The sequence below is a fragment of the Prauserella sp. PE36 genome, assembly GCF_003311655.1.
In the GTDB taxonomy this organism is placed as follows: domain Bacteria; phylum Actinomycetota; class Actinomycetes; order Mycobacteriales; family Pseudonocardiaceae; genus Prauserella_A; species Prauserella_A endophytica.
In genome coordinates this window covers 54,882-79,658 of sequence record NZ_QEQT01000105.1, presented here as the reverse complement: position 1 = coordinate 79,658, position 24,777 = coordinate 54,882, and the positions used below count along the sequence as shown (strand labels likewise).

At 68.6% G+C, this 24,777-nt stretch carries 24 protein-coding genes; 15 read left to right on the top strand and 9 right to left on the bottom strand.

All coding sequences use genetic code 11. From position 1 onward, the window contains the following. The 6 genes from DI005_RS33695 (at position 1) to DI005_RS33670 (ending at position 7,518) form a co-directional block, all read left to right on the top strand. On the top strand, positions 1 to 1,506 hold the full coding sequence (locus DI005_RS33695; protein ID WP_113644775.1) for a bifunctional 3-(3-hydroxy-phenyl)propionate/3-hydroxycinnamic acid hydroxylase: 1,506 nt from the start codon (positions 1 to 3) through the stop codon (positions 1,504 to 1,506). Continuing rightward, positions 1,503 to 3,077 (top strand): AMP-binding protein, encoded by a 1,575-nt coding sequence (locus DI005_RS33690; protein ID WP_113644774.1) that lies wholly within the window; start codon positions 1,503 to 1,505, stop codon positions 3,075 to 3,077. The genes DI005_RS33695 and DI005_RS33690 overlap by 4 nt, the downstream gene beginning before the upstream one ends. After that, positions 3,074 to 4,267 carry a lipid-transfer protein gene (locus tag DI005_RS33685; RefSeq protein WP_112268455.1) on the top strand — a complete coding sequence of 398 codons (1,194 nt, stop codon included), beginning with the start codon at positions 3,074 to 3,076 and terminating at the stop codon, positions 4,265 to 4,267. Before DI005_RS33690 ends, DI005_RS33685 begins: the two co-directional genes overlap by 4 nt. 17 nt (positions 4,268 to 4,284) lie before the next feature. After that, positions 4,285 to 5,292, top strand: a complete 1,008-nt coding sequence (locus DI005_RS33680; protein ID WP_228714045.1) for an amidohydrolase family protein — start codon at positions 4,285 to 4,287, stop codon at positions 5,290 to 5,292. Between the two features lie 36 nt (positions 5,293 to 5,328). Continuing rightward, positions 5,329 to 6,720, top strand: a complete 1,392-nt coding sequence (locus DI005_RS33675) for an MFS transporter (protein ID WP_113644773.1) — start codon at positions 5,329 to 5,331, stop codon at positions 6,718 to 6,720. A gap of 321 nt (positions 6,721 to 7,041) precedes the next feature. Further along, on the top strand, positions 7,042 to 7,518 hold the full coding sequence (locus DI005_RS33670; RefSeq protein WP_113644772.1) for a hypothetical protein: 477 nt from the start codon (positions 7,042 to 7,044) through the stop codon (positions 7,516 to 7,518). Positions 7,519 to 7,900: 382 nt separating this feature from the next. On the opposite strand, the gene DI005_RS33665 is transcribed toward DI005_RS33670, so the two are convergent. Then, complete coding sequence (locus DI005_RS33665) at positions 7,901 to 8,458, bottom strand: DoxX family protein (RefSeq protein ID WP_113644771.1); 558 nt, start codon at positions 8,456 to 8,458, stop codon at positions 7,901 to 7,903. A 242-nt stretch (positions 8,459 to 8,700) separates the two neighbouring features. On the opposite strand from DI005_RS33665, the gene DI005_RS33660 reads away from it, so the two are divergent. Further along, positions 8,701 to 9,552, top strand: coding sequence for a sigma-70 family RNA polymerase sigma factor (locus DI005_RS33660; protein WP_112268459.1), 852 nt, complete (start codon positions 8,701 to 8,703; stop codon positions 9,550 to 9,552). 185 nt (positions 9,553 to 9,737) lie between these two features. Here the strand turns inward: DI005_RS33660 and DI005_RS33655 are convergent, their stop codons facing one another. Further along, on the bottom strand, positions 9,738 to 10,118 hold the full coding sequence (locus DI005_RS33655) for a DUF6632 domain-containing protein (RefSeq protein WP_112268460.1): 381 nt from the start codon (positions 10,116 to 10,118) through the stop codon (positions 9,738 to 9,740). Between the two features lie 232 nt (positions 10,119 to 10,350). Then, positions 10,351 to 11,805, bottom strand: a complete 1,455-nt coding sequence (locus tag DI005_RS33650) for an MFS transporter (protein ID WP_113644836.1) — start codon at positions 11,803 to 11,805, stop codon at positions 10,351 to 10,353. Between the two features lie 522 nt (positions 11,806 to 12,327). On the opposite strand from DI005_RS33650, the gene DI005_RS39320 reads away from it, so the two are divergent. Beyond that, entirely contained in the window at positions 12,328 to 12,696 is a 369-nt protein-coding gene (locus DI005_RS39320) for a metal-sensing transcriptional repressor (protein WP_369973648.1), read from the top strand. A gap of 106 nt (positions 12,697 to 12,802) precedes the next feature. Further along, a complete protein-coding gene (locus DI005_RS33635) occupies positions 12,803 to 13,555 on the top strand; it encodes an NIPSNAP family protein (protein ID WP_113644770.1) in 753 nt (250 codons plus the stop codon). A 752-nt stretch (positions 13,556 to 14,307) separates the two neighbouring features. Here DI005_RS33635 and DI005_RS33630 read toward each other — a convergent pair. After that, positions 14,308 to 15,129: an MBL fold metallo-hydrolase gene (locus tag DI005_RS33630; protein ID WP_112268468.1), complete on the bottom strand. Its 822-nt coding sequence runs from the start codon at positions 15,127 to 15,129 to the stop codon at positions 14,308 to 14,310. 351 nt (positions 15,130 to 15,480) lie between these two features. Next, positions 15,481 to 15,753: a hypothetical protein gene (locus DI005_RS33625; RefSeq protein ID WP_113644769.1), complete on the bottom strand. Its 273-nt coding sequence runs from the start codon at positions 15,751 to 15,753 to the stop codon at positions 15,481 to 15,483. Between the two features lie 380 nt (positions 15,754 to 16,133). On the opposite strand from DI005_RS33625, the gene DI005_RS33620 reads away from it, so the two are divergent. After that, positions 16,134 to 16,601, top strand: coding sequence for a nitroreductase family deazaflavin-dependent oxidoreductase (locus DI005_RS33620; protein ID WP_113644768.1), 468 nt, complete (start codon positions 16,134 to 16,136; stop codon positions 16,599 to 16,601). Positions 16,602 to 16,685: 84 nt separating this feature from the next. Further along, a complete protein-coding gene (locus tag DI005_RS33615; RefSeq protein ID WP_113644767.1) occupies positions 16,686 to 17,261 on the top strand; it encodes a dihydrofolate reductase family protein in 576 nt (191 codons plus the stop codon). A gap of 10 nt (positions 17,262 to 17,271) precedes the next feature. Here DI005_RS33615 and DI005_RS33610 read toward each other — a convergent pair whose 3' ends face one another. The 3 genes from DI005_RS33610 to DI005_RS33600 all read right to left on the bottom strand — a co-directional run bounded on the left by DI005_RS33610 (position 17,272) and on the right by DI005_RS33600 (position 19,223). Then, the gene (locus DI005_RS33610) at positions 17,272 to 18,363 is read right to left on the bottom strand and encodes a winged helix DNA-binding domain-containing protein (RefSeq protein ID WP_113644766.1); all 1,092 of its coding nucleotides are present in this window, start codon (positions 18,361 to 18,363) and stop codon (positions 17,272 to 17,274) included. A gap of 4 nt (positions 18,364 to 18,367) precedes the next feature. After that, positions 18,368 to 18,637 (bottom strand): hypothetical protein, encoded by a 270-nt coding sequence (locus DI005_RS38770; protein WP_199543436.1) that lies wholly within the window; start codon positions 18,635 to 18,637, stop codon positions 18,368 to 18,370. Positions 18,638 to 18,800: 163 nt separating this feature from the next. Beyond that, positions 18,801 to 19,223: a VOC family protein gene (locus tag DI005_RS33600; protein WP_113644765.1), complete on the bottom strand. Its 423-nt coding sequence runs from the start codon at positions 19,221 to 19,223 to the stop codon at positions 18,801 to 18,803. Positions 19,224 to 19,318: 95 nt separating this feature from the next. Between DI005_RS33600 and DI005_RS33595 the strand changes: the two genes are divergently transcribed. The 3 genes from DI005_RS33595 (at position 19,319) to katG (ending at position 23,101) form a co-directional block, all read left to right on the top strand. Then, positions 19,319 to 20,278, top strand: a complete 960-nt coding sequence (locus DI005_RS33595; protein WP_113644764.1) for a YafY family protein — start codon at positions 19,319 to 19,321, stop codon at positions 20,276 to 20,278. Positions 20,279 to 20,412: 134 nt separating this feature from the next. After that, the gene (locus tag DI005_RS33590) at positions 20,413 to 20,868 is read left to right on the top strand and encodes a Fur family transcriptional regulator (RefSeq protein WP_112268481.1); all 456 of its coding nucleotides are present in this window, start codon (positions 20,413 to 20,415) and stop codon (positions 20,866 to 20,868) included. Further along, positions 20,861 to 23,101 carry a catalase/peroxidase HPI gene (gene katG, locus DI005_RS33585; RefSeq protein WP_113644763.1) on the top strand — a complete coding sequence of 747 codons (2,241 nt, stop codon included), beginning with the start codon at positions 20,861 to 20,863 and terminating at the stop codon, positions 23,099 to 23,101. Before DI005_RS33590 ends, katG begins: the two co-directional genes overlap by 8 nt. A 48-nt stretch (positions 23,102 to 23,149) precedes the next feature. On the opposite strand, the gene DI005_RS33580 is transcribed toward katG, so the two are convergent. Beyond that, the gene (locus DI005_RS33580) at positions 23,150 to 24,049 is read right to left on the bottom strand and encodes an alpha/beta fold hydrolase (RefSeq protein WP_233520413.1); all 900 of its coding nucleotides are present in this window, start codon (positions 24,047 to 24,049) and stop codon (positions 23,150 to 23,152) included. A 98-nt stretch (positions 24,050 to 24,147) separates the two neighbouring features. Between DI005_RS33580 and DI005_RS33575 the strand changes: the two genes are divergently transcribed. Then, positions 24,148 to 24,756: a TetR/AcrR family transcriptional regulator gene (locus tag DI005_RS33575; protein ID WP_113644834.1), complete on the top strand. Its 609-nt coding sequence runs from the start codon at positions 24,148 to 24,150 to the stop codon at positions 24,754 to 24,756. The last annotated feature ends 21 nt before the right edge of the window (positions 24,757 to 24,777 follow it).

Here is a 24,777-nt window from a genome sequence, read left to right as displayed (position 1 = left end):
ATGACCAGACACACCACCGACGACGTTGATGTAGCGGTCATCGGATGCGGAACCACGGGTCTGGCGCTGACCCGGCTGCTGGCCATGGAAGGGCTGCGGATCGCCGCGATCGACCCCGCTCGGGTCCCCAGAGCGTTTCCCCGCGCGACACACCTTGACGACGAAACGATGCGTGCCTTCCAGACGCTCGGCCTCGGGCACCTCGAAGAGCGGTTCTCGCTCTCGGGCGTGTACCGGTTCTATGACCCGCAGTGGCGGCCGGTGATGGAATTCCCCTTCAACAAAGGGATAACGGAACAAGGCTGGCACTCGGACTACATGTTCCACCAGCCCGACTTCGAGGCGGTGCTGCGCGGGCACGCGCACAACCATCCGGAAACCACCAGCTTCTTCGGCTGGGACGCGATCGAGCTGACCAGCTCCGCCGACGGCGTACGGGTTCGGCTGCGCGAGAGGGCGACAGGCGAGGAACATGAACTCACGGCGTCGTTCCTCGTCGGTTGTGACGGCGCGAATTCGTTCGTGCGCGAGCAGCTGGGTTGCACGCAGACCGACTACGGGGCAACGCATCGCTCGCTGATCGTAGACATCCTGCCTTTCGTGCAGAAGGAGAGCCTCGCCGGGCGCGACGCGTTCATCCAGGGCGGAATTCGAAACCCGTTGACTTTCCTCGCCACCGCGGAACCGCTGCTGCGTTTCGAGCAGCTACTTCGCCACGACGATGACACGGCGGCGTTCGAGCGGCTCGATCATGTGTACGAGCTGTTGTCGCCGTGGCTGAGCGCGGACGAGTACCGGGTTCTCCGCGCGGACGTCTACGAGTGGGACGCCGTGGTCGCCGAGCCGTGGCGGTCCGGGGCCGTTTTCCTGGCGGGAGACGCCGCGCACGAGATGCCGCCGCATCTCGGCCAGGGCATGGCCTCCGGCATCCGGGACGCCATGAACATCGCGTGGAAGCTCGGGCGGGTCGTCCGAGGTGAGTCGCCGCGAGAAATCCTGGACACCTACGAGACGGAACGCAAGCCGCACATGACCGAGTTCGTCAAGCTCGCGGCGCAGATGGCGAACGAGATCGAGGCGATGCAACCGCAGGCGCCGGAGGAGGGCGCCGACGTGCCTGTCACGGAGCGCGAGACTCTGCGCCCGCAGCTCGGGGCCGGCATCTGGGCCGGCGACGACGAGTTCGCCGGACGGCTGAGCGCGCAACCGAGACTGGCGAGCGGTCAGCGCATCGACGATGTGGCCGGCTACCGGTTCGCGGTGGTGGCCGCCGAGGACTGCGTCGCTCAGCTTGGCGAGGCGACACAGGCGACGTTGCGGTCGCTGAACGCCGAAGTCATCGTGGCGGACTCCGACGAGTCGAAGAGCTGGTTGAAGAGCCTCGACACGGTCGCGATCGTCATCCGGCCGGACCGCTACCTCTTCGGCACCGCGGCGACCGCGGCGCAGCTCGATGCGCTGGTCGCCCGCCTCGACACCGAGCTGACGGAGCGGGCACAGCCGTGAGGTACGTCGGTGACCCGGGCGAGGCGACAACCCTCCCGGACATCCTTCGCGCCCGGGCGGAGCTGAGCCCCGGATCCCGGTGCCTGACGTTCGACCGGGAGACCCGGACCTTCGCGGCGATGCTCGCCGCGGCCGAACAAGCGGCGGCCGCGCTGGCGTCCCTGGGGATCGAGCGGGGAGCCAAGGTCGCCACGCTGCTTCCCAACTCCACCGAGCTCCTCGACATCTGGTTCGGGGCATCCCTTCTCGGTGCCGTGTTCGTTCCGATCAACACCGGGCTGCGGGGCGACGGCTTGCGCTACATCGTCGAGCACAGCGAGGCCGAGTTCATCGCGGTGGACGAACCGTTGGTGCAGAAGCTGAGCGCCGCGGTCCCCGTCGGCCGCGGGCCACGGCACCGATATGTCCGCGGTGAGGACGATCGACCGTCCGGGTACGGATCTCTGACCGCACTGCTGACCGGCGCCCATCCTGCTGCCAAGCCCGGCGCGGTGGAACCGGCCGACCTCGCGTCCATTTTGTACACCTCGGGCACCACGGGACTGCCCAAGGGCGTGATGAACTGCCACAACTCCTTCGCCGTCGCGGCGCACGAGTTCACCCGGCGGTACGTGCGGATCCGGCAGGACGACGTCCTGTACACGAGCCTTCCGCTCTTTCACGCGAACGCGCAGTCGCTGACCGTAGTCGGCTCGCTGGTCTCGGGACGGCCCATGGTGGTGGCTCCGCGCTTCTCGGTATCGGGGTTCTTCGACGACATTCGAGAGCACAACGCGACGGTGTTCAACTACATCGGGGCCATGCTGACCATGCTCTACAAACAGCCTGAGCGCCCCGACGACGCACGGAACCCGCTCCGGCTCGCGATCGGCGGGGCCGCGCCCGCGGAGCTCTGGCGTCGCTTCGAGAAGCGGTTCGACCTCACGATCCTCGAGATCTACGGGCTCACCGAGAGCGCGACATTCTGCCTGGCCAACCCTCCCGAGGACATCAGAGTCGGCACGATCGGAAAGGAGACGAGCTGGTCAGAGGTCAAGATCGTCGGACCGGACGGCATGACACAGCCAGACGGAGAACCGGGAGAGATCGCGATCCGCAGCAAACGACCGGCCACGATCTTCCTGGGCTACTACAAGAACGAGGAGGCGACGCGCACGGCGATGAACGGCGGTTGGTTCCACACCGGGGACCGCGGCCGCCGCGACGCGGACGGGTACGTCGTCTTCCTCGACCGGCTCAAAGACTCCATTCGCCGGCGCGGCGAGAACATCTCTTCCTTCGAGATCGAGCGGATCGTCAACGCGCACCCGTCGGTGCGGGAGAGTGCGGTCATCGGAGTTCCCTCCGAACTGGGGGAGGAGGACGTCATGGTTGTCGTCGTCCAGAACGGAGACGACCTCGACTGCGCTGAGCTCATCGAGTTCTGCGAGGAACGGATGGCCGCGTTCATGGTGCCCCGTTACGTCCGGCTCGTCGAGCGGCTGCCGAAGACCGCGACACAACGGCTCCAGAAGTACTCCCTCAGAGAGATCGGAATTCAGGACGCATGGGACCGGCAGGAGATGGGATGATGCGCACTTTCGTGATCGGGGTCGGCCTGACGAAGTTCGAGAAGCCCGGGACCAAGCCGGGCGACTACCCGGACTGGGTACGCGAGGCGGCGACGGCCGCGCTGGGGGACGCCGGGGTGAGCTACGAACAGGTCGAGCAGGCCTACGCCGGCTACGTCTATGGTGACTCCACAGCCGGCCAGCGAGCCGTCTACGAACTCGGCGTATCGGGTATCCCGGTCGTCAACGTCAACAACAACTGCGCGACCGGGTCCACAGCGCTCTTCCTGGCTCGCCAAGCCGTCGCGCACGGCGTTGCCGACTGCGCGCTGGCGGTCGGGTTCGAAAAGATGAAGCCCGGCTCGCTCGCCGCCATGTACACGGACCGGACGAACCCGCTCGGGCGTCACCTCGACCGGATGGCGGAGATCCATCCTCGCGAGGCCGTGCCGTTCGGCCCCGAGATGTTCGGGAACGCGGGCCGCGACCACATGGCCCGATACGGCTCGACACCCGATCATTTCCTCTGGGTGGCCTGGAAGAACCACAAACACTCGGTCGACAACCCGTACGCTCAGTTCCAAAAAGAGTACACAATGGACGAGATCGCCGACTCGCGGACGATCTACGATCCACTGACCAAGCTCCAGTGCTCGCCCACCTCCGATGGCGCGGCCGCCGCGGTGATCGTCTCCGAACGCTTCGTCGAACGCGCGCACTGCTGGGACCGGGCGGTCGAGATCACCGGCCAGTCCATGGTCACCGACCTCGAGTCGAGCTTCAGCGACGATACCGACTGCATGCGCATCGTGGGCTCCCACATGTCGCGGGAGGCGGCGAATCGCGCCTACCGCGAGGCCGGCATCGGGCCTGAGGACGTCGATGTGTGCGAGTTGCACGACTGCTTCAGCACGAACGAGGTGATCACCTACGAGGCGCTCGGGTTCGCGGAGGAGGGGAAGGGGCACCTGCTCGTCGAGCGTGCGGCCACCACCTACGGCGGCGACGGGCCGGTCGTCAACCCATCGGGCGGCCTTATCGCGAAAGGGCATCCCCTGGGCGCCACCGGTCTCGCCCAGTGCGCCGAGCTGACCTGGCAGCTGCGCGGGGATGCCGGCAGGCGTCAGGTCGAGGGCGCCGACGCGGCTCTCCAGCACAACCTCGGGCTCGGTGGAGCTGCCGTCGTGACCGTGTACCGCCGCGTGTCCTGATCCGAAGGAGTGGGACCGTGATCGCCGGAAACCGTGTCATCGCTGTCGAGGAGCACTTCACCACCGCGACCTTCCTGCGGGCCGCGCACGAAACCGAGGTGCTACCGGGCGACCGCACCGAGATGGTGCTCATGCGTGGTGTCGAGCGGGCCGAACCCATGCGGTCCCGGCTTGTCGACCTCGACGCGCGCGTGAAGGAAATGGACGCTCTTGGCCAGGACATGGCGGTGCTCAGCCTCAACCCGCCCGGGGTCCAGCCGTACCCGGCCGCGGTCGCCGCGGAGCTCGCCCGCGAGTTCAACGACTCCCTCGCCACCATCGTGCGACAGCGACCGGCGCGATTCGCCGGTCTGGGCACGGTCGCCCCGCAGGATCCGAAAGCCGCCGCCGAGGAGATCGAGCGGATCACGGGACCGCTCGGCCTGAGCGGCATCATGATCAACTCGCATACGGAGGGGCGGTACCTCGACGAACCGTTCTTCGCCCCGTTGCTCGACGCCGCCGAAGCCAACCGGGCACCCATCTACCTCCACCCGCGGATACCCAGCATGGGCGGTCCATACCTGGACCACGGCATGTCGGGAGCGATCTGGGGCTACCAGGCCGAAGCCGGGCTGCACGCCATGCGGCTCATCCTCAGCGGCACCCTGGACCGCAACCCGGACCTGACCATCGTGCTCGGGCATCTCGGCGAAGGCATCCCGTTCTGGCTCCGGCGTATCGACAACCGGCACGCGTTCGCGCAACAGGTCTCGGGCGCTGCCACTCCCATGCCGAAACTGGACCTCACGCCCAGTGAGTACTTCCGGCGCAACTTCGTCCTCACCACGAGCGGGATCGACGACGCGGACGTCCTCGGCCTCGGACTTCGCGCGGTCGGCGACGACAACATCATGTTCGCCATCGACACCCCGTACGAGGACCCAGGGCACGCGGTCGCCTTCCTCAGGGACGCCCCGCTCACCGGAACCCAGCGCGCGAACATCAGTCACCGCACCGCGGAGCGGGTGTTCGCACTCTCCTGACCGACAGGTAGTCCGGGCCCAACGAAGGGAACCGATATGAGCACTGCTCCGAAACCCAGACAAACCTGGCAGGAGTTCCTTGATTCCGCGGGAGGCATGAGTCGCCGGCAACGCGTCGTCGTGCTGCTCACCTTCCTCGCGATGGTCACAGAAGGGCTCGACATCAGCATCGCCAGCTTCGTCTATCCCGAGATCGTCCGCGATTGGGGTACCTCGCTAGGTGCGATCACCGCCACCGTCACCTCCGGCGTGCTGGCCATGGCGATCGGCAGCGTGCTCGCCGGGCCGTTCGCGGACCGCTACGGCCGCAGAAGTACCGTCGTCGTCGGTATGGTCTTGTTCGGGACGACCACAGCGGCGATGGGGCTCACGACGTCGATCGAGCCGTTGATGATCCTTCGCGTCGCCGCGTGTGTCGGTCTCGGTGGCACGGTCCCGGTCCTGCTGGCCGTCGTCGCCGACGCCGTTCCCAGCGGGCGCCGCGCGCAAATGGTGTCCTTGGCCTTCTGCGGCGTCGCCGTCGGCACCATCGTGGGCGGATTCCTGGCCTCGGCGATCATCCCGGTGTGGGGCTGGCCCGCCCTGCTGGTTTCCTGTGGTCTCGCTCCGCTCTTCCTGCTGCCGCCGATCGTGTTACTGGTGCCGGATTCACCCGGCGTACTCATCGCCCGAGGGCGTCCGATCGCGGAGGTCAGGAGTGCACTGGCAACCCTCGTACCCGGTCGTGACCTGTCCACAGTGTCTTTCGCGGCACCGGCCGGAACAGGATCACGCCGCCGCGTCTCCGGCGTTGCCACCGTGTTGTCGCGGCGTTTCGCGCTCACCACCGTGCTGCTCTGGCTCGCCTTCTTCATCGGGTTGGGCGTTGCCTTCCTGATCCTCAACTACCTACCGCTCATGGTCCGGCAGCAGAACTTCAGCGCCGCGCAGACCGGAGTCATCATCGGCACGTTCGGCTGGGGTGCTTTCATCGGCCAGGCGCTGGTCTCCTTCGCGCTCAAACGGTTCGACCGCTTTCTGGTCGTCGCGTCGCTGTGGGCGCTCGGCCTGGCCGGCATTTTCGTGGTCGCCGCCTTCACGTTCGGGTTCGCCGGCCTGTTGCTGGTCGTCTTCGGGCTCGGTCTGTCTCTCGCGAGCGTCAGCGCCGCACTGAACGCCATCGGAGCGCTCGCCTATCCGCCCGCCGCTCGGGCAACCGGCATGGGTTGGGCGAACGGAGCGGGCCGACTGGGGACCCTGGCGAGCGGTCTTCTCGGCGGGCTCATGCTGACCGCCGGCTGGACCATCGACATGATCTTTCTCGCGATGGGAGCACCGGTCGCCGTCGGTATCGCCGCCGCGTTCCTGCTTCGCGCCGACGATCGCCGCCGACTGCGTCGCGACACAGCACCGCCGGCCGTACGGCGACCGGCGCGGACAGCTGAGTGAGTACCTCGTTCACCGAAATTGAGCTTGGCTCTCCTGCCCGGACACCTTGGATGTTGCCCCGGTTCACGCTCTTGCCGGGAGGAGACCAGACCTGACTGGCGGGTGGTGGTTTCGAACTCTACGGGAATCATCCAGTCCAGCGCGGGGTGTGCGCTGCCGGTCGACTAGCTCAATCTGCATGCCGGGCCAGAAAAACTTCGGCCACGGCGTTGTCACAGAAGTCGCAACCCAAGGTGCCGAAACGACTCGTCCCCGTCGTGCCCGACGACGCCGTCTGCGCGTTGCTCGCCACGTGCTCCGGAAAGTCCTTCGTGGACCGACGTGACACGCGACCTCAAGGTGGACCTGTTCCGCGTCATCGGCAAGGGCGACAAGCAGCGCGCTATCCCGTTCGGGCCGTTCAAGAGGCTACCGAGATCCATCTCGCCTCTGAGTCCGCCGACATCGGCCAATGGACCTGTGCACGCCGAGGGCATGCCCATGCGCCGCCGGGAGCCTGGCTCGCGGGTCGGTGGAGCCCGCCAACGCGGATTCGTACCACGCCAGGTCTTCCTCGGGCGCCCGGCGGAGCACCGGCGCCACAGCCCTGGTGATGGCCTCCGGCTGGTGGACCTGGCGCGCGGCGCCCCGGCGGGGCTGATCGGGCAGCTACGTGTCGCCCTGTCCGACCAGGACAGCCGGCGTGAGCCGGGCCTTGCCCTGACCGCGTCCTCCAGCTGGGACATTGCGGTACACGTGCACCTCCCGTTCTACCGCGAGCTGACGGAGAAGCGGCTCTCGCGGTTGAGGGCAGCGTAGTAGTGCTGCTGGTGCTTGGCAGGCGGGATCCGTCCGATCGAGCTGTGTAGGCGTCGGTGGTTGCACCAGTCGACCGAGTGAGAGCCGGTGTGCTCGATGTCAACGAGGGTTCTCAGCGGGCCGGTGTGGAAGACGTCGGTGGCGATGCCCTCGAGTGCGAGGTGCGCGCGCAGGGAGGTGTATCGCGACCCCGTTCGTCCAGCCGCTTGCGTCCCGGGTTACGGAAGTGCCGCCGGGACCTCGACCGCTGACGGGGAAGGTCATCCGGCAGCTCGAGCACCTTGCTTGACCCGACGTCGCCGCGGCGAGGTAGGGGCGGAACGGCGGTGAAGCCGGGATAACCCGGGGTGGGTCCATCCACCACGAGCGCCGTCCTGTCTCCCTACTGCAACCCCTGATCGGGCTTCGAAAGCGATTGGCAGCCGCCAGGCCTGGGGTCAGCGAACGGGGTAGACGGCTGCTGGTTCTCGGCGTCCGGCTGAATGGGCCGCCGGAAGAGGAGGACGAGGTTGACGAGGATCGCTGGTATGAGAACGGCTACCACCGGAACAAGCACGTCGACCGGGACTGACGGTCCGGTCGCCAGTTGATCCCAGCGACCGATCGCGATAGAGGCGCTGAGCGAGGCCCACAGTGCGGTTTCGACTGCCGACAGCCATTCACTCTTGCGGATGTGGAAGCCGCTCGCCATCAGCGAAACGACGCTGAGCCCGATCGCAGACAGCGGCGTCGTCCACTCGGCTCGTCCAGCGATCATGGGGAGGACCAGGGCGAGCGCCGCTGCCACCTCGCTGACCCCGATTGCGACGACAAGGGCCCGGGGAAGGTCGTCGAAACCCACCCAGCGGTCGATCCCTCGAGCAATCACCTTGGGTGCGCCAGCGACGAAGAAGAAGATCGCGAGGAAGCTCTGCGCGATACAGAGCGTGGTGTCAAGCATGGTGGTTCGCTCCTGTTGGCGGGTTGCGGCAGGCCACGACGGTCGCCGTGCCGACGGTCGTCGCTTGCATGTGCTCAAGGGACGAATCACGTGGGACGGATGCGACAAGCTGAGCGCCGAGTCGGATGAGCTACTGGCCGCTCGTGGCGATACCGGCGCATGAGACTGATCTCGTCAGGTGGATACCGAACTGGACACCGACGTGATGTCACACCACCGAGGGATGCATCGTCCTCTCTAGCATGAGCACCACCGACCGGATCGCTGCCGCTTGGGTAGACGACCGCGCCTATCTGATCGCGATCGCGTCCCGGATTCTCGCGGATCCGACCGAAGCGGAGGACATCGTCCAGGACGCATTCGCCCGGCTCGCCGTGCAGTGCGTCGAGGAGCTCGAGGACCTGCGGGGCTGGCTCGTCGTAGTGGTGAGGCGTCTCGCGTTGGACCGACTCGGGTGCGCGCACCGTCGGCTGTCCCGGCCGAGTGACCCGCACACGCTGGCTACGGCGGGATCCGAGCCGGAGGGCCCGGATCCCGCCGACCGAGTCACTCTCGACGACGAGGTGCGACGGGCGCTGGCCGTCGTTCTCGACTGCCTCTCGCCCGCTGAACGGGCCGCTTTTCTGCTCCATGACGTGTTCGGGATCTCCTACGAGCGGATCGCCGAGTTCGTCGGCCGGACGCCCTCGGCATGCCGTCAGCTGGCCAGTCGGGCCCGTCGCTCGATCCGGGACAACGAGCCGTCAACCCCTCGTACAGCGTCGATCCCCTCCCTGCAGCCGGTGGTGGAGAGCTTCATCGCGGCGTGCTCGGGTGGCGATCTCGAGGCACTTACCCGGACTCTGCACACCGATGTTTCAGGTTGGGCCACAGCCGACGACCGGCGGGTCGGGTTCGCGGCGGGCATCGAGAACGTCGCGGAGCGGCTGCTGTTCTTCCTCGGCCCTCGCTCCGGCTGGCTCCTTCTGCCGCTTTCGTTGGATGATGGCATGGCGGTGTTGGCAACCAAAGGCGGAGAACCAGTGGCGTTGCTCCGTCTGGACATATCTGGTGGCCGCATCCAGTCGATGCACGCGGTGCTCCTGCCCGCCTGACGGAACCACCAGATCAACTTCGACGACCAGGAAGTCGACGCATACGCTGCCTCCAAACCGGCGCTCGCGCGCTTCGCGCGGTTCGTGCGTGCGGCATCCCGCCGCTCAAGTCCCGCCGCGAGCCTCGCGCAACTTGGGCCCGAGCTGATGTTCGGACCACCCGACGCGCTGCCGCAGGGATGCGTTCAGGAAGGCGGTGATGTCAGACGGCGCGGCGCGAGCACCCCGAGCAGCGCGGCCGCGGTCACCAGCGCGGGAACGTCGCCGACCAGATGGGCCCAGTGGCTGAGATCCGTCACGGCGTGCACGGTCATGACGAGGGCATGCCCGAGGCTGGACCACACGGTGAACCAGATCAGCGAGAGGTTCTTATGTGGTGCGCGCGAAGCTAGGATCAGGAAGATTCCGAGCACTGCGTACATCGCCGTGATCATTTGCTCGTACTGAGGCTGCTGAGGCATCCAGCGGAAGCCGGCAGGCCAGAAGTTGATCATGGGGTACAGCCCGACGGCAAAGCCGAGGCCGATCACTACGAGGGCGAATTGCAGGCGCCGTTCCCGGGTCATGTCCGAACCCTGCACTCGTGCGACTGGGTGCTGGTCGGAGAGTCGGGCCGGGTCATCAAGGCCGTGACAGCGCAACCGATTAGGCATCGTACGACGGTGCGCGCCGTTAGCGTGCTGGTTTTCGCGACGATCTTGTTGAAGCGGAAAGGGCGACTGGTCATGTTGTGCTCCGTGGAAGTGGGGCCCGGCGGACGGTTGCGGCCCGCCGGGCTCGCTCCGGAAGTGGTCGGGCTCAGCCGATGGTTGTGTCCGCACCGGATTCAGCAGGGGTTGCCTCTCCGGTGGCTGGTGGGGTCCTCAGCGTGAGGAGCGTGAGAATGGCTCCTGCTATGGCGATGCCGCCGGCGCCGAGGAATGCGGCAGAGAATCCGTCGGTCAGCGCAGGTGCGTTACCGAACTGGCCGGCACCGTAGGCTGCGGCGACTGCCGTCATCGCCGCCAAGCCGAGGGCGGACCCGACCTGGTAACTGGTGTTGACGATGCCCGCGGCCAACCCACCTTCCTCGGGTCGCGCGGAGGAGATTGCGGTGCCCAAGGACGGGATGAACGCGAGTGACATGCCGAGTGCGGCGACCAAGGACGCCGGCAGGACGTCGGCCCAGAAGTTCCCGTCCGGGCGGATCAGCGACAACCAGCCCAACCCGAGGGCGAGAATCACCAGACCAAGGACGATCGGCGGCTTCGGACCGAGACGGCTGATCACCCGCGGCGCGAGCACGATCATCCCGAGCATGATCAACCCTGTCATGGGCAGCAGGGCCGCACCGGACGGGAACGCGGTGTAGCCGAGCACCTGTTGGAGGTAGAGGTTGAGGAAGAACCACATCGGGATCCACGCTCCGCCCAACAGCATTTGCGCGAGGTTGGCGGCACCGAGGTTGGGGGTACGGAAGATGGACAGCCGCATCAGCGGCTCACGCCGAACGGCCTGGGAGATCACGAAGGTCACGAGCAGCACAGCGGCGACGCCCAAGGCGATCCAGATCTCGCCCGAGCCCCAGCCTGCCTCGGGTGCGCGGACGACTCCGTAGACGGCGGCGGCAAGACCGAGCGTGACGCTGAGGGCACCGAAAATGTCCACCGAGCCCCGACCACTCATCGCGCCGGTCGGCATCAGCGTTCGGGTACCGAAGAGTGCGATCACGGCGATCGGGACGTTGATGAAGAATACCCATGGCCACGAGATGTACTGCGTGATCACACCACCGAGGAATACGCCGGCGGTACCTCCGGCCGGTGCCGCAGCACCATAGAGCGCCAGGGCTTTGGTGAGCTCCCTGGGATTTGACCCGAAGAGCATCATCAGGAGGGTCAACGCCGACGGGGCGATGAGCGCGGCACCAACGCCTTGAAGTGCCCGGCCCGTCAGTTCGACGCTGACATTGCCCGCGAAACCGGCGACGAGGGAGCCGGCCAACAGTACGAACCATCCTGCTCCGAACAGGCGCCGTGCGCCGAACAGATCGGACAGCCGGCCGCCGAGCAAAAGCAGGCCGCCGAATGCGATGACGTAGGCATTGAAGACCCACGAGAGATTGTGCTGGGTGAATCCTAGATCAGCCTGCATCCGTGGCAGGGCGACACCGATGATGGACGTGTCCATGATGACCATGAACTGAGCTGTGGCGATCAGACCCAAGGCCCACCATCGGCGGGTGCTGGCCTGCACGTCGGGTGACGAAAACATGACATACTCCATTTGGCGCAACTTCGTGAGATGTTTCCGGGTGCTGTCTGTGGCTTTAGTTCGCGTCGCTATCGGGGGAGCGGTCGCCTGCGATGAAGCTCGCCTTCGCGTTCGTGCCGTCGCAGAAGGGCTTGATTCGGTTCACTCTTCATGAATGGTTCTCGTGTATGTGGCTGTAAGCGCGCCTGGCGATGCTGGTGCTGCTCTGAAAGTCGATCAACAGTAGGGCGATCCCGGGTGCCCGAGCAGTGGCTGCGTCCTCGATGTCCAGCTCGCACCGACCCCACTCGGTCGAGATGTGGTGCCGACAGAGCGCTTCCTCGCACCGGCGCGACATCGTCCAATGAGCGAACGGCATGGACACCCCGCGACGTGAAGCCGTCTGTGAGCCCGATCGGGGTCAGCGCGATCTTGCATGACATCCTCCTTCGTCGCGCGGCTCTTCCGATGCTCGGGAGAGCCGGGGGCTGATACCCTACGGGGGTAATGTAGTTACCCTGTAGGGGTATAGTCCATCAATGCGTGGTTGTAAATACCTCAGGGGGGTATGGTGCTCGAGTATCCAGACAGAGCCAGGGCACAGGGAAGGAAGGCGCATGGAACCCACGAGCACGCCACCGAACGCGGCTGCATGCATCGAGCGGGAGGATTGCTCGAGGCTTGCGTCGCATCCGGGCCAAGCCCGCGGCCTGCGGCGGATGGTCGAGGAACAAGAAGTACCGCATCGAAATTCTCACGCAGGTCACGGCCATGACTCACGCTCCGCAGTCGGTATCACCGGGGCTACTCGAGGACCACCTGAGCCGTTGTGTCGTGGCCACTGGCGGCGCCGACGCAGACGAGAAGGCCAGGGAAGCCCGCGAAGCCGTTGCCCGCCTGGGCCGATCCTGACCGGCAGCCGTCCATCGCACTCGATCGGCACCGTCACGACCGCAGAGACAACGCACTGGACGTTTTTGCCCGTCCCCGAGGGCGGGAACACAGATGAGGGTCAAACATGCGATTGCATGCCGAGAAAGCGACGCCAAGGACTTTGGCCCAGTGCGGCGTGGTTGAGCTGCGGCACTACACGCTGAAGCGTGGTATGCGCGACCGGCTACTTGGCGTCTTTGAGCAGCACCTGATCGAACCGCAGGAACGCGCTGGCATGGTGATAGCCGGCCTCTTTGCCGACCGTGACGACCCGGACGCCTTCGTGTGGTTCCGGGGGTTCGCGGACATGAAGTCCCGACACGAGGCGCTCCACGCCTTCTACGACGGACCGGTGTGGGCCGAACACCGTGACGCCGCGAACGCCACGATGACCGACAGCGACGACGTACTGCTGTTGCGGCCCACCTGGCCCGAGCATCCGCCACTCGCCCCTGCCCATCCACGCCCGGCCCACCACGCTGCTCCGTCGTCGCCAGCGTGGACCGTTGTGACGACCTATCTGCACGATGACGACAGGGGCCTCCAGGAGTGGCTGACGACCCGCGTGCACACACTGCGCGAGACCACGCTGGGGACCACGGTCAGCACCTGGCGCTCCGAACCCGCGGAGAACACGTTCCTTCGGCTGCCGGTCCGGCCCGTCCGTGCCTTCGTGTGGACCGCCAGCTTCGCTAGCGAGCAGGCGTACCTCGAAGCGCACGCCCGGCTGGAAGCGGACCCCGCCTGGCGAACCGAGGTCGAGCCCCGTCTCGAAGGCGCCCTCACCGGCCGAGAGTGTCGTCGGCTCCAGCCCACCGCCCGCTCGTCCCATCAATGACGAACCCTGTCATGGCCCGAGACAGGTGGATGAGTGACACAGTCGTCGGCCATTCACCCGGCGCGGCACAGGGCCGCGTGGCTGTCGTCGAGACGCCCGGCCATCGCCGCGCTGGCTCGGGGCCGCATGACTGCGGCTTCTGGAACGGTCACGCAGGCAGGCCGTCCCGATAATGAGTACCCTCATGCCACCACCGCGCTCGGCCGTCTGATGCGCCGCCCCTCACCTACGGCCCGAGGCATGGGATCGCTGTCGGGTCCGACGATGGCATGCGGTCGGCTCTGCGCCGGCCGGATGACTCGCCCACCCGTCCGTGATCAGGTCCGGCGAGCTGCCGGGCTGCGGCGGGCGGATGGCCGAGTCGTGGACGATCGCCGCGGGTCGCGGCCGAGGTGTCGGTGCCATCGGCACACCTGTCACGGCTGTTCGCCAGAGTCCTGGGGGCCGCGGGCGAGGATGCTCCCAGCTGACAGTTCACTCCATCTCCGCCGCGATGGCCGCGCTGAACACGCTCGGGCCGGCAGATCGCCGGAGAGGTCGCGCGCATCGCGGTCACGGTCAACACCGTGGCCGCCGGCGCGACTGACACCGAAGCGACCGCGGGAGTGCTCACGGAGGACACCCGGCGCCAGCTCGGGAACCGTTCGGTGCTCGGCAGGGATACCCCCCACGGGTCGACATCACCCGGATGATCGCGCTGGCCGCCGATGACGGTGTGACGGTTGCGCCGGGTCCTCTGAGGACTCCACGTTTCAGTGCGCGGCCGGTTGCTGGGCGGCGGGTTCGAAGCCGGCCAGCATCTCCTGGAGCGCGAGCTGGTCCGGCCCGACGAAGGGGTCTGCCTCTGGGGCTCGCGCGATCGTGTCGAGCAACTCGGCGGAACGTCCGATGGCGGGAGGCAGGTGGGTGCTGAGGATCGCGTGCGGATTCAGGTCGTGCAGCGGGCGCAGGGTGGCGAGGAAGCGGTCGCGGTCGACGTTGTGTACCCACGGGCTGTCGACGGTCGCCCATAGCAGCTGGCCCGCCCGCAGCGCGTCCGCCGAGATGTCGCGGACGTCGGGGCAGGCCGCGAGGTCGGCCGTGGGGAGGGGTGCGCCGAAGCAGTCGGAGCTGAAGCAGATCCCCGAGCTGTCGTCGTAGAAACCGACCGTGGCCGGGCTGTCGAAAAGCGGTGGCCGGAACCCGGTGAGCGTCCGGTCGCCCACGTCCAGTGACTGGCCGGGGTTGAGCAGGTAGACGCGATCCAGTGGAACAGGGTGTTCCGTGGACATGATGCCGACGCCGAGGTAGGTGGTCACCAGACGTGCGTTCGGCGCGGCCTCGAGCAGGCTGAACAGCCCTCCGGTGTGGTCGCGGTCGGGGTGGGTCAGCCAGATCCACTTGACGTCGGCGGGGTCGATCACCGTGCCGAGGTCGTTCAGGAAGTCCCGGTCGGGCAGTCCGAGGCCGGTGTCGACGACAACCGGTTCGCGGGCGTGCAGGACGAACGAGTTGACGTCGAGGAAGCCGATGCCGGGCACTTCGAGCTGGTCCCCGAGCACGGTGACGGCTGAGCCGATGCGGTGAATGTTCATGTCTTGCTCCCTGTGCTGAGTGCCAGTCCAGTGTGAGCGCGGGGAAGCGCGCTGGCCGCCACCCACCGCCCGGCACATTTGAAGTAGTGACCCGGGAATCGGCTGCTTTGGTGAATGCCTGACCAACGCGGCGGGGCGCGATCCGAGGTGACGGGCTCGGTTCTGGTTCCCCGTGAACGGGCCGTGGTGTTCCCGTGACCCTGGCGCCGAGGCGGGGGGCGACCGCCTCGGGCGGCCACAACCGCTGGCACATCCCACCGGGACCGCGCCGCGACGAGGCGATCCTGGACCGGCAGGACAAGGGCGGGCAACTCACCGACGTGGCTGGCTGGAGCGCGTGCTCGAGACGACCTACGCCTCCTGCTCGGTCGCCCGCACGGTGACGTAGAGCCGGATGCCGAACCTGATCTTGTCGGTCCCGTCGTGCTCGGCAAGGGAATGAACGCCGAGCCCCGCACCCACGCGTGGTGCGTGCCCGTCGTGAGCAGTGCGGACACTGTGGACGGTCTGGTCGACGAGGGTATGCGCCAGTTCCTCGGCCGCGAGGTCGGCGCGTGGGTGGCCAGCGATCCCCAGCCAAGCAGTGGGCCGACCTGGCGGGATCTTGCCGAGGTGAGGGCTCATCGGGAGAAGCGTTGCGCTCGGCCTCGCTGAACCTGCCAGCTTGTCCTGCTGTCGGCGGACGATCTCGTTGATCCAGGTTGGCGCGAACGGGGGTGCAGTTCGGCGGGATCGGGTAGTCCTTGAGCACTTCCAGGCGTTCGCCGATGTCGATCGCCGAGGGGACACGATGGGGGACCGGCGTGACACCCGGCACCCGCGCTGCTCGGCCTCGATCGCCGGCCGTGCCGCATTCGCCTCCTTGCGGGCGGGCGTCCCCTTGCACCGGGAACGACGACCAGACCGGCGACTACGGCCACCCGCCCGAGGTGGGGACCTGAGACCCTATTGCGCGCTGGTCGAGGCTGGCTACGGTCGGCCCGACCACAAGCGCCGGGGGTGCCATGTCCGACGAACGCGAGCGATCGCCACGCCTGCCACCGAGGTGGTTCATCCGGCTGGCCTGGAAGGTCCACCGCGCGGTCTACCGCGTCACCCGCGGCCGGAAGGGACTCTGGCCGCCCAAGCCCGGCCGGTGGGGCACCATGCGGCTCACCACCATCGGTCGCCGGACCGGCGAGGAGCGCAGCGTGATCCTCGCCTACCTGCCCGACGGTCCGAACGTCTACACGCTCGCGATGAACGGCTGGGGCGCGGCCGAGCCCGCGTGGTGGCTGAACCTGCAGGCCAGGCCCGAGGCCACCGTCAGGCTGGTCGACGGGCCGCGCCGCGTGCGGGGGCGGGCGGCCGCGGGCGAGGAACGCGAGCGGCTCTGGGCCCGCTGGCGCGAGCTGGACGAGAAACTGGACGCCTTCGCGGCGCGGCGACCAGGAGAAACAGCGGTGGTCATCCTCGAGCCCGCCCCGGAGTGAACTTTCCGGGCGGAAGGTGTCGAATTCGGCGACTGGTGTTCGATGCACTGACGAAAGCACGTCAACCGGACCAAGGAGCAATCCATGCGCACCCTGATCTCCACCGCGTTCGTCTCGCTCGACGGCGTGGTCGAGGCACCCGGCGGGGAGCCGGGCTACCGGAACTCGGGCTGGACCTTCCAGGACATCGAGTTCGACCCGGCGGCCTACGAGCTGAAGGGCCGCGAGCAGGGCGAGGCCACGGCCATGCTGCTGGGCCGGGTCAGCTACGAGGCGTTCGCGCCGGTGTGGCCGACGATGACCGAGGAGTTCCCCGGCTACAACGCGATGCCGAAGTACGTGGTGTCGAGGGCGCTGAAGGAGGAGGACCTGGTGACCAACTGGGGTGAGATCACCATCCTCCGCTCGCTCGACGACGTCGCCGCGCTCAAGGAGACCGAGGGTGGGCCGATCAGCATCCACGGCAGCGCCAACCTGAACCGCAACCTGTCCGACGCCGGCCTCATCGACCGCTACCACCTGCTCGTCTTCCCGGTGCTGCTCGGCGCCGGCAAGCGGCTGTTCAGCGACACCGACAAGGACAAGCAGAACCTGAAGCTCCTCGAGAGCGAGTCCTACGGCAACGGCATCCAGAAGCTGGTCTACGACGTCCTCCGCTGACCGGCCTGCGTCACCCGCCGACCCGGACGCGCCGGGATTCGCCGTCGGAGAGGAACGCCGCCAGCTCCCTTCCCTCTTCGGCGACCTCGGTGCGTTCGGCGCGCGAGAACCGGCGCAGTGGCGTGACGACCACGGTGAGATCCTCGGCGTCCCACGTCGCGGCGACCCGGCCGTCCACGAGCACCACGCGCGCACCCGCGACCGACAGTCCGCGGTGGGCGTCGTCGATGATCCGTCCGCGGTCGTGGTAGCCGAGAATCGCGTTGTCGAACGCGGGCAGGAACCGCACCGGGGCGGGGGTATCGGGATCCGGGCGCGGAGCGCCGGGAAGGTCGAGCAGCTCGCGGCCGCGTTCGTCCCGGAAGGACACCAGCTCGTCGCGGACCGCGGCGACCGCGGCAGGCAGCCCGGCGAGACCGCACCAGCCCCGCAGGTCGGCCGAGGCCGCGGGGCCGAACGCGGCCAGGTACCGCCGCACCAGCGCCACGCCGACCGGGTCGGTGCCGTCCGGGGCGGGCGGGGCGACCTCCCGGCCGAGCCACGCCGACAGCGGTAGGTAGCGCACTCCGGCCGTGGTGCGCCACAGCCCGCGCGGCGGCAGCTGCGCCACCGGGATCAGGGCGCCGACCAGCATCTCGCCCAGCGCCCTGTGCCCGGGCTCCGGCCAGCGGTCGGCGAGCGCCCGCGCCAGCTCGGGCATCGAGCGTGGCTCGCCGTCCGCCAGCACCGCCCGCCCCGCCGCCGCGAGCTCGGAGAGGTCCACCTCGTCGAGCTCGCGGCGGTAGACGCCGAGCACCCGTTGCCGCAGCATGGCGTCGTGCCGGGACCGCCACGCGAGGACGTCCTCGGTCGCGAGCAGGTGCACGGTGCGGCGCATGAGGTGGGTCCGCACCACGCGCCGCCCGGTCAGCAGCTCATCGAGCGCCGAGGGGTCGAACGCGCGCAACCGTGACCAGAGCCCGGTGAACGGTTCCTGGGGTTCCTGCGCCTGCAGCCCGCACAGGTGCGCGACGGCGTCGAGCACGGGCAGCTCGCTGCGCTCCAGCAGCAGCTGCCGGGCCAGTGTCGCGCGATTGAGGGCTCGCCTGTCCAGAACGGTCATCGGATCACGCCGCCGCCCGCTTGCCGGCCGGGCGCCTGCGCAGCGAGGCCTCGGTGAGGGCGGGGTGCAGGCCCAGTCGACGGGGCCGAGGTCGGTGCCCTGCGCCAAGGTCTCGTCGATCCTCCTCGAGGAGGTCGTCCAGGGTGACGGTCGCCAGGTGGGTCACCGGCAGGTGCCGGGGCACGCAGCGCATGCGGGCGCTTGGCGTCGTGGGCCGCCCCTTGCGGTTGCGGCAGGGGAGCAGGCACGACGCCAGCGGACTCCAGACGCGCACACCCATACCGTAGCGCCGGCAGGTGGACAGGACCTCCCGTTCGATGCCGGGGGCTGACCTGGGAGCCCGTGCGGCCCAGCGGGGTGGCTTCATGGTGGTGGGTTCCTCCGTGGTCGGGGCCGGGCGGCCGGGTGGGAGCGGCTCCCGCCCGCCGCCCGCGGTGTCACGCGCTGTGCTCGCTGACGACGTCGAGGACCCACACGACACCGAAGCGATCCTTCAACATCCCGTAGGCGGGCGCCCAGCTCGCCGGGCCCATGGGGACGACGATGTCCGCCCCGTCGGCGAGCTCGTCCCAGTGGGCGGTTACCTCCTCGACGGTCTCGCCGCGCACGGAGACGAAGAACGAGTTCTCGCCCCGGTCGTGGCGCAGGTGCGACGGCACGTCGTAGGCCATGACGTGGAAGCCGTTGCCTGCGAGCACCTGGCCCCACATCACCTGGTCGGCCTCGGACCCGTCCCGGACGGCGCCGGCGTCCTTGTACGTGACGACGGCCAGGTCGCCGCCGAAGACGGACCGGTAGAACTCCAGCGCCGCGCGGGCGTCGCCACGGAAGTTCAGGTGTGTCGTGGTCGTGAGGGACAAGGTCGACTCCTTGGCTGGTTTCCGTTTCGGGTACGGACCCACGATCGCAAGGGAAGAGGTCAGGTTGTGTCCTCTTCTTCGAGCAGGATGGAGGCATGCCGAAGACCTCAGCCCGGTTGCTGGCGCTGCTCTCATTGCTGCAGGCGCGGCGGGACTGGCCCGCGGCGCTGCTGGCCGAGCGGCTCGACATCAGCCCGCGCACCGTGCGCCGCGACGTCGACCGCCTGCGCGAGCTCGGCTATCCCATCCGGGCCACCAAGGGACCCGACGGGGGCTACCGGCTCGACGCGGGCACGCAGCTGCCCCCGCTGCTGTTCGACGACGACCAGGCCGTCGCCCTGGCCGTCGCGCTCCAGCACGCCGCGAGCGCGGGCGGCGGCATCGGGGAGGCCTCGACGCGGGCGCTGACCACCGTCCGGCAGATCATGCCCGCACGGCTGCGCCGCCGCATCGACACCCTCCGGGTGACCGTCGCCGAGCGGGCCCCGGATTCGCCGGTGGACAGCGGCGTGCTCGTGGCGCTCAGCGCCGCCGTCCACGCCCGCGAGGTCCTGCGTTTCGGCTACGGCCCGGCGGACGCGCCGCGCCGGGTGGAGCCCCACCACCTCGTGACCCGTGGCGGTCGCTGGTACCTCCTCGCCTGGGATCTCGACCGCGGTGACTGGCGCACCTTCCGCGCCGACCGGATCGCCCCGCGCATCCCCACGGGACCGCGCTTCCCGCCGCGCGACGTGCCCGGAGGGGACGTGGCGGCGTTCGTCGCCGCCAGGTTCTCCGGCTCCGACGGCACGTCTTTCGGCTGGCCCTGTGCGGGCGAGGTGATCCTGAGCCTGCCCGCCGCCGAGGTGTCGCGCTGCACCCGCGACGGCGTGGTCGAGGAGCTGGGTCCCGGCCGTTGCCGCCTCGTGCTGGGCTCGTGGTCGTGGACCGGTCTCGCCGCCGCGATCGGCAGGTTCGACGCGGACCTCGAGGTCGTCGGGCCACCCGAGCTCGAAGCCGCCTTCGCGCGCCTGGCCCGCCGCTACGCCGCCGCGGTGTCCGTCCACAAAGGATGACGCTCACCACGTCGCGGCGGCATGCAGGCGGACCCGCCTTCCGCGCCACCCGCTACTCTCCGTGCGTGATCCGGTGCTCGACGCGCCGGGGACCCAATCTTGATTGATTCCAGAAAATAGGGCAGACTGCGGGCGTGCCAACGAACACGGACTTCGAGCGCATGCTGCGCGGGGCTTCGCTGCGGGTCACGCGTCCCCGGGTGGCGGTGCTGTCCGCGGTGCACGACCATCCGCACGCCGACACCACCTCGATCATCGGTGCGGTGCGTGCGGACCTCGGCGAGGTGTCCCACCAGGCCGTCTACGACGTGCTGAGCGCGCTGACCACCGCCGGGCTGGTGCGCCGCATCGAGCCGAAGGGCTCGGTGGCGCGCTACGAGGCGAGGGTCGGGGACAACCACCACCACGTCGTGTGCCGGTCGTGCGGCGCCATCGCCGACGTCGACTGCGCCGTCGGCGCGGCGCCCTGTTTGACGGCTTCCGACGACCACGGCTTCACGATCGAGGAGGCCGAGGTCATCTACTGGGGTCTGTGCCCCGAATGCTCCACCGCAATTCCATCTGACTCCCGGAAGGATTCCCGTGTCTGACAGCCCGAACGCCGAGGTCGGCGAACTGAACGTGGAGAGCGCCGGCGGCTGCCCGGTCCACACGGGGCGCTTCGCGCACCCGACCGAGGGTGGCAGCAACCGTGACTGGTGGCCCAACCAGCTCAACCTCTCGATCCTCCGGAAGCACGCCGCCGCGTCGAACCCGATGGAGGAGGACTTCGACTACGCGAAGGAGTTCCTGACCGTCGACCTCGACGAGCTGGCCAAGGACGTCGACGAGGTGCTGACGACCTCGCAGGACTGGTGGCCCGCCGACTTCGGCCACTACGGCCCGCTGATCATCCGCATGGCGTGGCACAGCGCGGGCACCTACCGCGTCGACGACGGTCGCGGGGGCGCGGGCGCCGGCATGCAGCGCTTCGCGCCGCTGAACAGCTGGCCGGACAACGGCAACCTGGACAAGGCGCGCCGGCTGCTGTGGCCGGTCAAGAAGAAGTACGGCCGCAAGATCTCGTGGGCCGACCTGATGATCTTCGCGGGCAACCGCGCGCTGGAGACGATGGGCTTCAAGACCTTCGGCTTCGCCGGTGGCCGCGCGGACGTCTGGGAGCCGGACCAGGACGTGTACTGGGGTCCCGAGCGCACCTGGCTCGGCGACGAGCGCTACAGCGGTGACCGTCAGCTGGAGCAGCCGCTCGCGGCTGTCCAGATGGGCCTGATCTACGTCAACCCCGAGGGCCCGAACGGCAACCCGGACCCGCTGGCCGCGGCTCGCGACATCCGCGAGACCTTCGGCCGCATGGCGATGAACGACGAGGAGACCGTCGCGCTGATCGCGGGCGGGCACACCTTCGGCAAGACCCACGGCGCGGCCGACGCCGACGTCCACGTCGGGCCCGAGCCCGAGGGCGCGCCGATCGAGGAGCAGGGCTTCGGCTGGAAGAACAGCTTCGGCACCGGCAAGGGCCGCGACGCCATCACGAGCGGCCTCGAGGTCACGTGGACGCCGACGCCGACCAAGTGGAGCAACTGGTTCTTCCACAACCTGTTCACCTACGAGTGGGAGCTGACCAAGAGCCCCGCGGGCGCCAACCAGTGGAAGCCGAAGAACAACGCCGCCGCGAACACCGTGCCGGACCCGGAGACCGGTGAGCTGAACCGCGCTCCGTCGATGCTGACGACGGACCTCGCGCTCCGCTTCGACCCGGTCTACGAGCAGATTTCGCGCCGGTTCTACGAGAATCCGGACCAGTTCGCGGACGCGTTCGCCCGCGCCTGGTTCAAGCTGACCCACCGCGACATGGGCCCGATCCAGCGTTACCTGGGTCCGCTGGTGCCGCAGGAGACGCTGATCTGGCAGGACCCGGTCCCGGCTGTCGACCACGAGCTGGTCGACGACGCGGACGTCGCCGCCCTCAAGGCGAAGATCCTCGAGGCGGGCCTGTCGGTCTCGCAGCTCGTCTCCACGGCGTGGGCGTCGGCCTCGACGTTCCGCATCGGTGACAAGCGCGGTGGCGCCAACGGTGCTCGCATCCGCCTCCAGCCGCAGCGCGACTGGGAGGTCAACGAGCCCGAGAAGCTGAACCTGGTGCTGCGCACGCTGGAGGGCATCCAGGAGTCCTTCAACAGCTCCCAGACCGGGGGCAAGAAGATCTCCCTGGCCGACCTCATCGTGCTCGCCGGGGCCGCCGGTGTCGAGCGGGCCGCGAAGAACGCGGGCCTCGACCTCACGGTGCCCTTCACCCCGGGCCGCACGGACGCGACGGAGGAGCAGACCGACGCCGAGTCGTTCGCCCCGCTGGAGCCGAAGTCGGACGGGTTCCGCAACTACCGCGGCAAGGGCAACCGGCTGCCCAGCGAGTACCTGCTCGTGGACCGCGCCAACCTGCTGAACCTGAGCGCGCCCGAGATGACCGTCCTGGTGGGCGGCCTCCGCGTCCTCGGCGCGAACTACCAGGGTTCGAAGGCCGGCGTGCTCACCGACAAGCCGGAGTCCCTGACCAACGACTTCTTCGCCAACCTGCTCGACATGGGCATCGAGTGGAAGTCCACGTCGGAGGACCAGGAGACCTTCGAGGCTCGCGACCGCGCGACCGGCGAGGTCAAGTGGACCGGCACCCGCGCCGACCTGGTCTTCGGCTCGAACTCCGAGCTGCGGGCCGTCGCGGAGGTCTACGCGAGCGACGACGCCAAGGAGAAGTTCGCGCGTGACTTCGTGGCCGCGTGGGACAAGGTCATGATGCTGGACCGGTACGACCTGGTCCGAGGCTGATCAACCGGCTACGGGCCGGCCGCCACCGGCGGCCGGCCCGTAAGTCCATTATGGACCCGTTTCGCGGTCCAGGGCGCAGGCCGCGATGAGCTTCGCGGCCTGCGCCGGCTGGTCCTCGGTGACGTAGGTGTAGGAATCCGCCACGGTGTGCAGCGGCGCTCCCAGCTTCGCGGCGTACCGCTTCGCGTGCTCCAGCGGGAACACGTGGTCCTCTGCCGCCCAGACCAGCCGGACCGGGACGGGGCGGCGCCGGATGAGCCGCTCCGCGGCGTCGCGGGTGTAGCGGGCCGACACCGCGCCGATGGCCTTGCGTCCGTCGAACCGGATCTCCGGCCGGGTCAGCACGGGTCGCACGTAGCTGTTCATCACCCGGTCGTCGACCGGGTACTTCGCCAGCCGGCCGTAGGTGTTGCGCCACCGCCAGGTCCGCCGCAGCCGCAGTGGCTGGTAGAGCGCGCGGTAGGTCACCGCGCTCGCCGCCGTCGCCTTGAGCAGACCGAACCCGCCGGGGCTCGGCGGCCACGTGTCCTCGGGCGTCTCGCACGAGCTGAGGACGAGACGGCCGAGGACCTCCGGATGGTTCGCCGCGACGAGCTGCCCGTACGCGCCACCGGAGTCGTTGCCGATCAGGGTCACGTCGTCCAGCCCGAGTTCCCGGACCAGGTCCGCGAGCAACCGGGCGATCCCGGGCGGGGAGAGGTCCGCGGCGCGGTTCACCGGCACGACATGCGCGCCCAGCGGCAGATCGGGTGTGACGCACCGGAAGTCCTCCGCCAGCAACGGCACCACCTTGCGCCACAGGTTCGCGTTGACGAGGTACCCGTGCGCGAACACGAGCACCGGGCCGGTGCCGCGGTCGTGGTAGCGCACGGGGCCGGACGGCAGGCGCACCTCGTGCGGCTCACCGAGGGCGGGGTCCCGCCAGGTGTTCGTCGGATCAGCGGCCACGGCACGACCTCCGGAACTTTTTGCAAACATTTCAAGAACTCTGCCGGGTACCGTAGCGGCCACCCCGATTTTTTGCAACGATTGCAGGAATGGTCGCCATGGATCCGCGGAAACAGCGCACGATCGAGGCGCTGCTGCACGCGGCCGAACAGATCTTCGCGGCGCGCGGGGTTGACGACACCACCGTCGAGGAGATCGCGACGAAGGCAGGCGTCGCGGTCGGCTCCATCTACAACCACTTCGGCTCGAAGGCCGGGCTGCTGGCCGCCGTCGTCGAACGCGCGCTGGGCGCCGACCGCGACCACATGGACCGCGCGTACACCGCCGACCGCACGCCCGTCGAACAGCTCTACGCCGCCGCCGACGAGTACCTGGAGTTCTACCTGGAGCACCCGGAGTACTTCCGGATGCTGGCGTTCCCCAGCGCGCCAGGGCAGTACGCGGCGGGGCAGGACCTCGCCGCGCGGCTGGCCCGCTCGGTCGAGGCGCAGAACCAGCGGATGGTCGACGCGCTGCGCGCCGGGATCGCTGCCGGCGTGCTGCGGGAGGTCGACGCCGGGCAGGTGGCCACAGTCCTCTGGGCCTCGTGGAACGGGGTGATCAGCCTCGGCTGGCGCCAGGACGGCCTGCGCCGCACCGAGAGCGAGCTGCGCACACTCCTGCGGACGGCGACCGACGTCGTGGCGAACGGCCTGCTGGTTCGCTGATCGGCACGGGTTTCGTCGGTG

What these genes read in the sequence shown, in the direction of transcription:
- DI005_RS33625 (WP_113644769.1), bottom strand. Translation starts at nt 15,753, where the DNA reads ATGAGCCCTCACCTCGGCAAGATCCCGCCAGGTCGGCCCACTGCTTGG.
- DI005_RS33610 (WP_113644766.1), bottom strand. Translation starts at nt 18,363, where the DNA reads ATGACCGTTCTGGACAGGCGAGCCCTCAATCGCGCGACACTGGCCCGG.
- DI005_RS33615 (WP_113644767.1), top strand. Translation starts at nt 16,686, where the DNA reads ATGCGCACCCTGATCTCCACCGCGTTCGTCTCGCTCGACGGCGTGGTC.
- DI005_RS33660 (WP_112268459.1), top strand. Translation starts at nt 8,701, where the DNA reads ATGAGCACCACCGACCGGATCGCTGCCGCTTGGGTAGACGACCGCGCC.
- DI005_RS33685 (WP_112268455.1), top strand. Translation starts at nt 3,074, where the DNA reads ATGATGCGCACTTTCGTGATCGGGGTCGGCCTGACGAAGTTCGAGAAG.
- DI005_RS33675 (WP_113644773.1), top strand. Translation starts at nt 5,329, where the DNA reads ATGAGCACTGCTCCGAAACCCAGACAAACCTGGCAGGAGTTCCTTGAT.
- DI005_RS33635 (WP_113644770.1), top strand. Translation starts at nt 12,803, where the DNA reads ATGCGATTGCATGCCGAGAAAGCGACGCCAAGGACTTTGGCCCAGTGC.
- DI005_RS33630 (WP_112268468.1), bottom strand. Translation starts at nt 15,129, where the DNA reads ATGAACATTCACCGCATCGGCTCAGCCGTCACCGTGCTCGGGGACCAG.
- DI005_RS33655 (WP_112268460.1), bottom strand. Translation starts at nt 10,118, where the DNA reads ATGACCCGGGAACGGCGCCTGCAATTCGCCCTCGTAGTGATCGGCCTC.
- DI005_RS33575 (WP_113644834.1), top strand. Translation starts at nt 24,148, where the DNA reads ATGGATCCGCGGAAACAGCGCACGATCGAGGCGCTGCTGCACGCGGCC.
- DI005_RS33620 (WP_113644768.1), top strand. Translation starts at nt 16,134, where the DNA reads ATGTCCGACGAACGCGAGCGATCGCCACGCCTGCCACCGAGGTGGTTC.
- DI005_RS33650 (WP_113644836.1), bottom strand. Translation starts at nt 11,805, where the DNA reads ATGTTTTCGTCACCCGACGTGCAGGCCAGCACCCGCCGATGGTGGGCC.
- DI005_RS33595 (WP_113644764.1), top strand. Translation starts at nt 19,319, where the DNA reads ATGCCGAAGACCTCAGCCCGGTTGCTGGCGCTGCTCTCATTGCTGCAG.
- DI005_RS33665 (WP_113644771.1), bottom strand. Translation starts at nt 8,458, where the DNA reads ATGCTTGACACCACGCTCTGTATCGCGCAGAGCTTCCTCGCGATCTTC.
- DI005_RS33695 (WP_113644775.1), top strand. Translation starts at nt 1, where the DNA reads ATGACCAGACACACCACCGACGACGTTGATGTAGCGGTCATCGGATGC.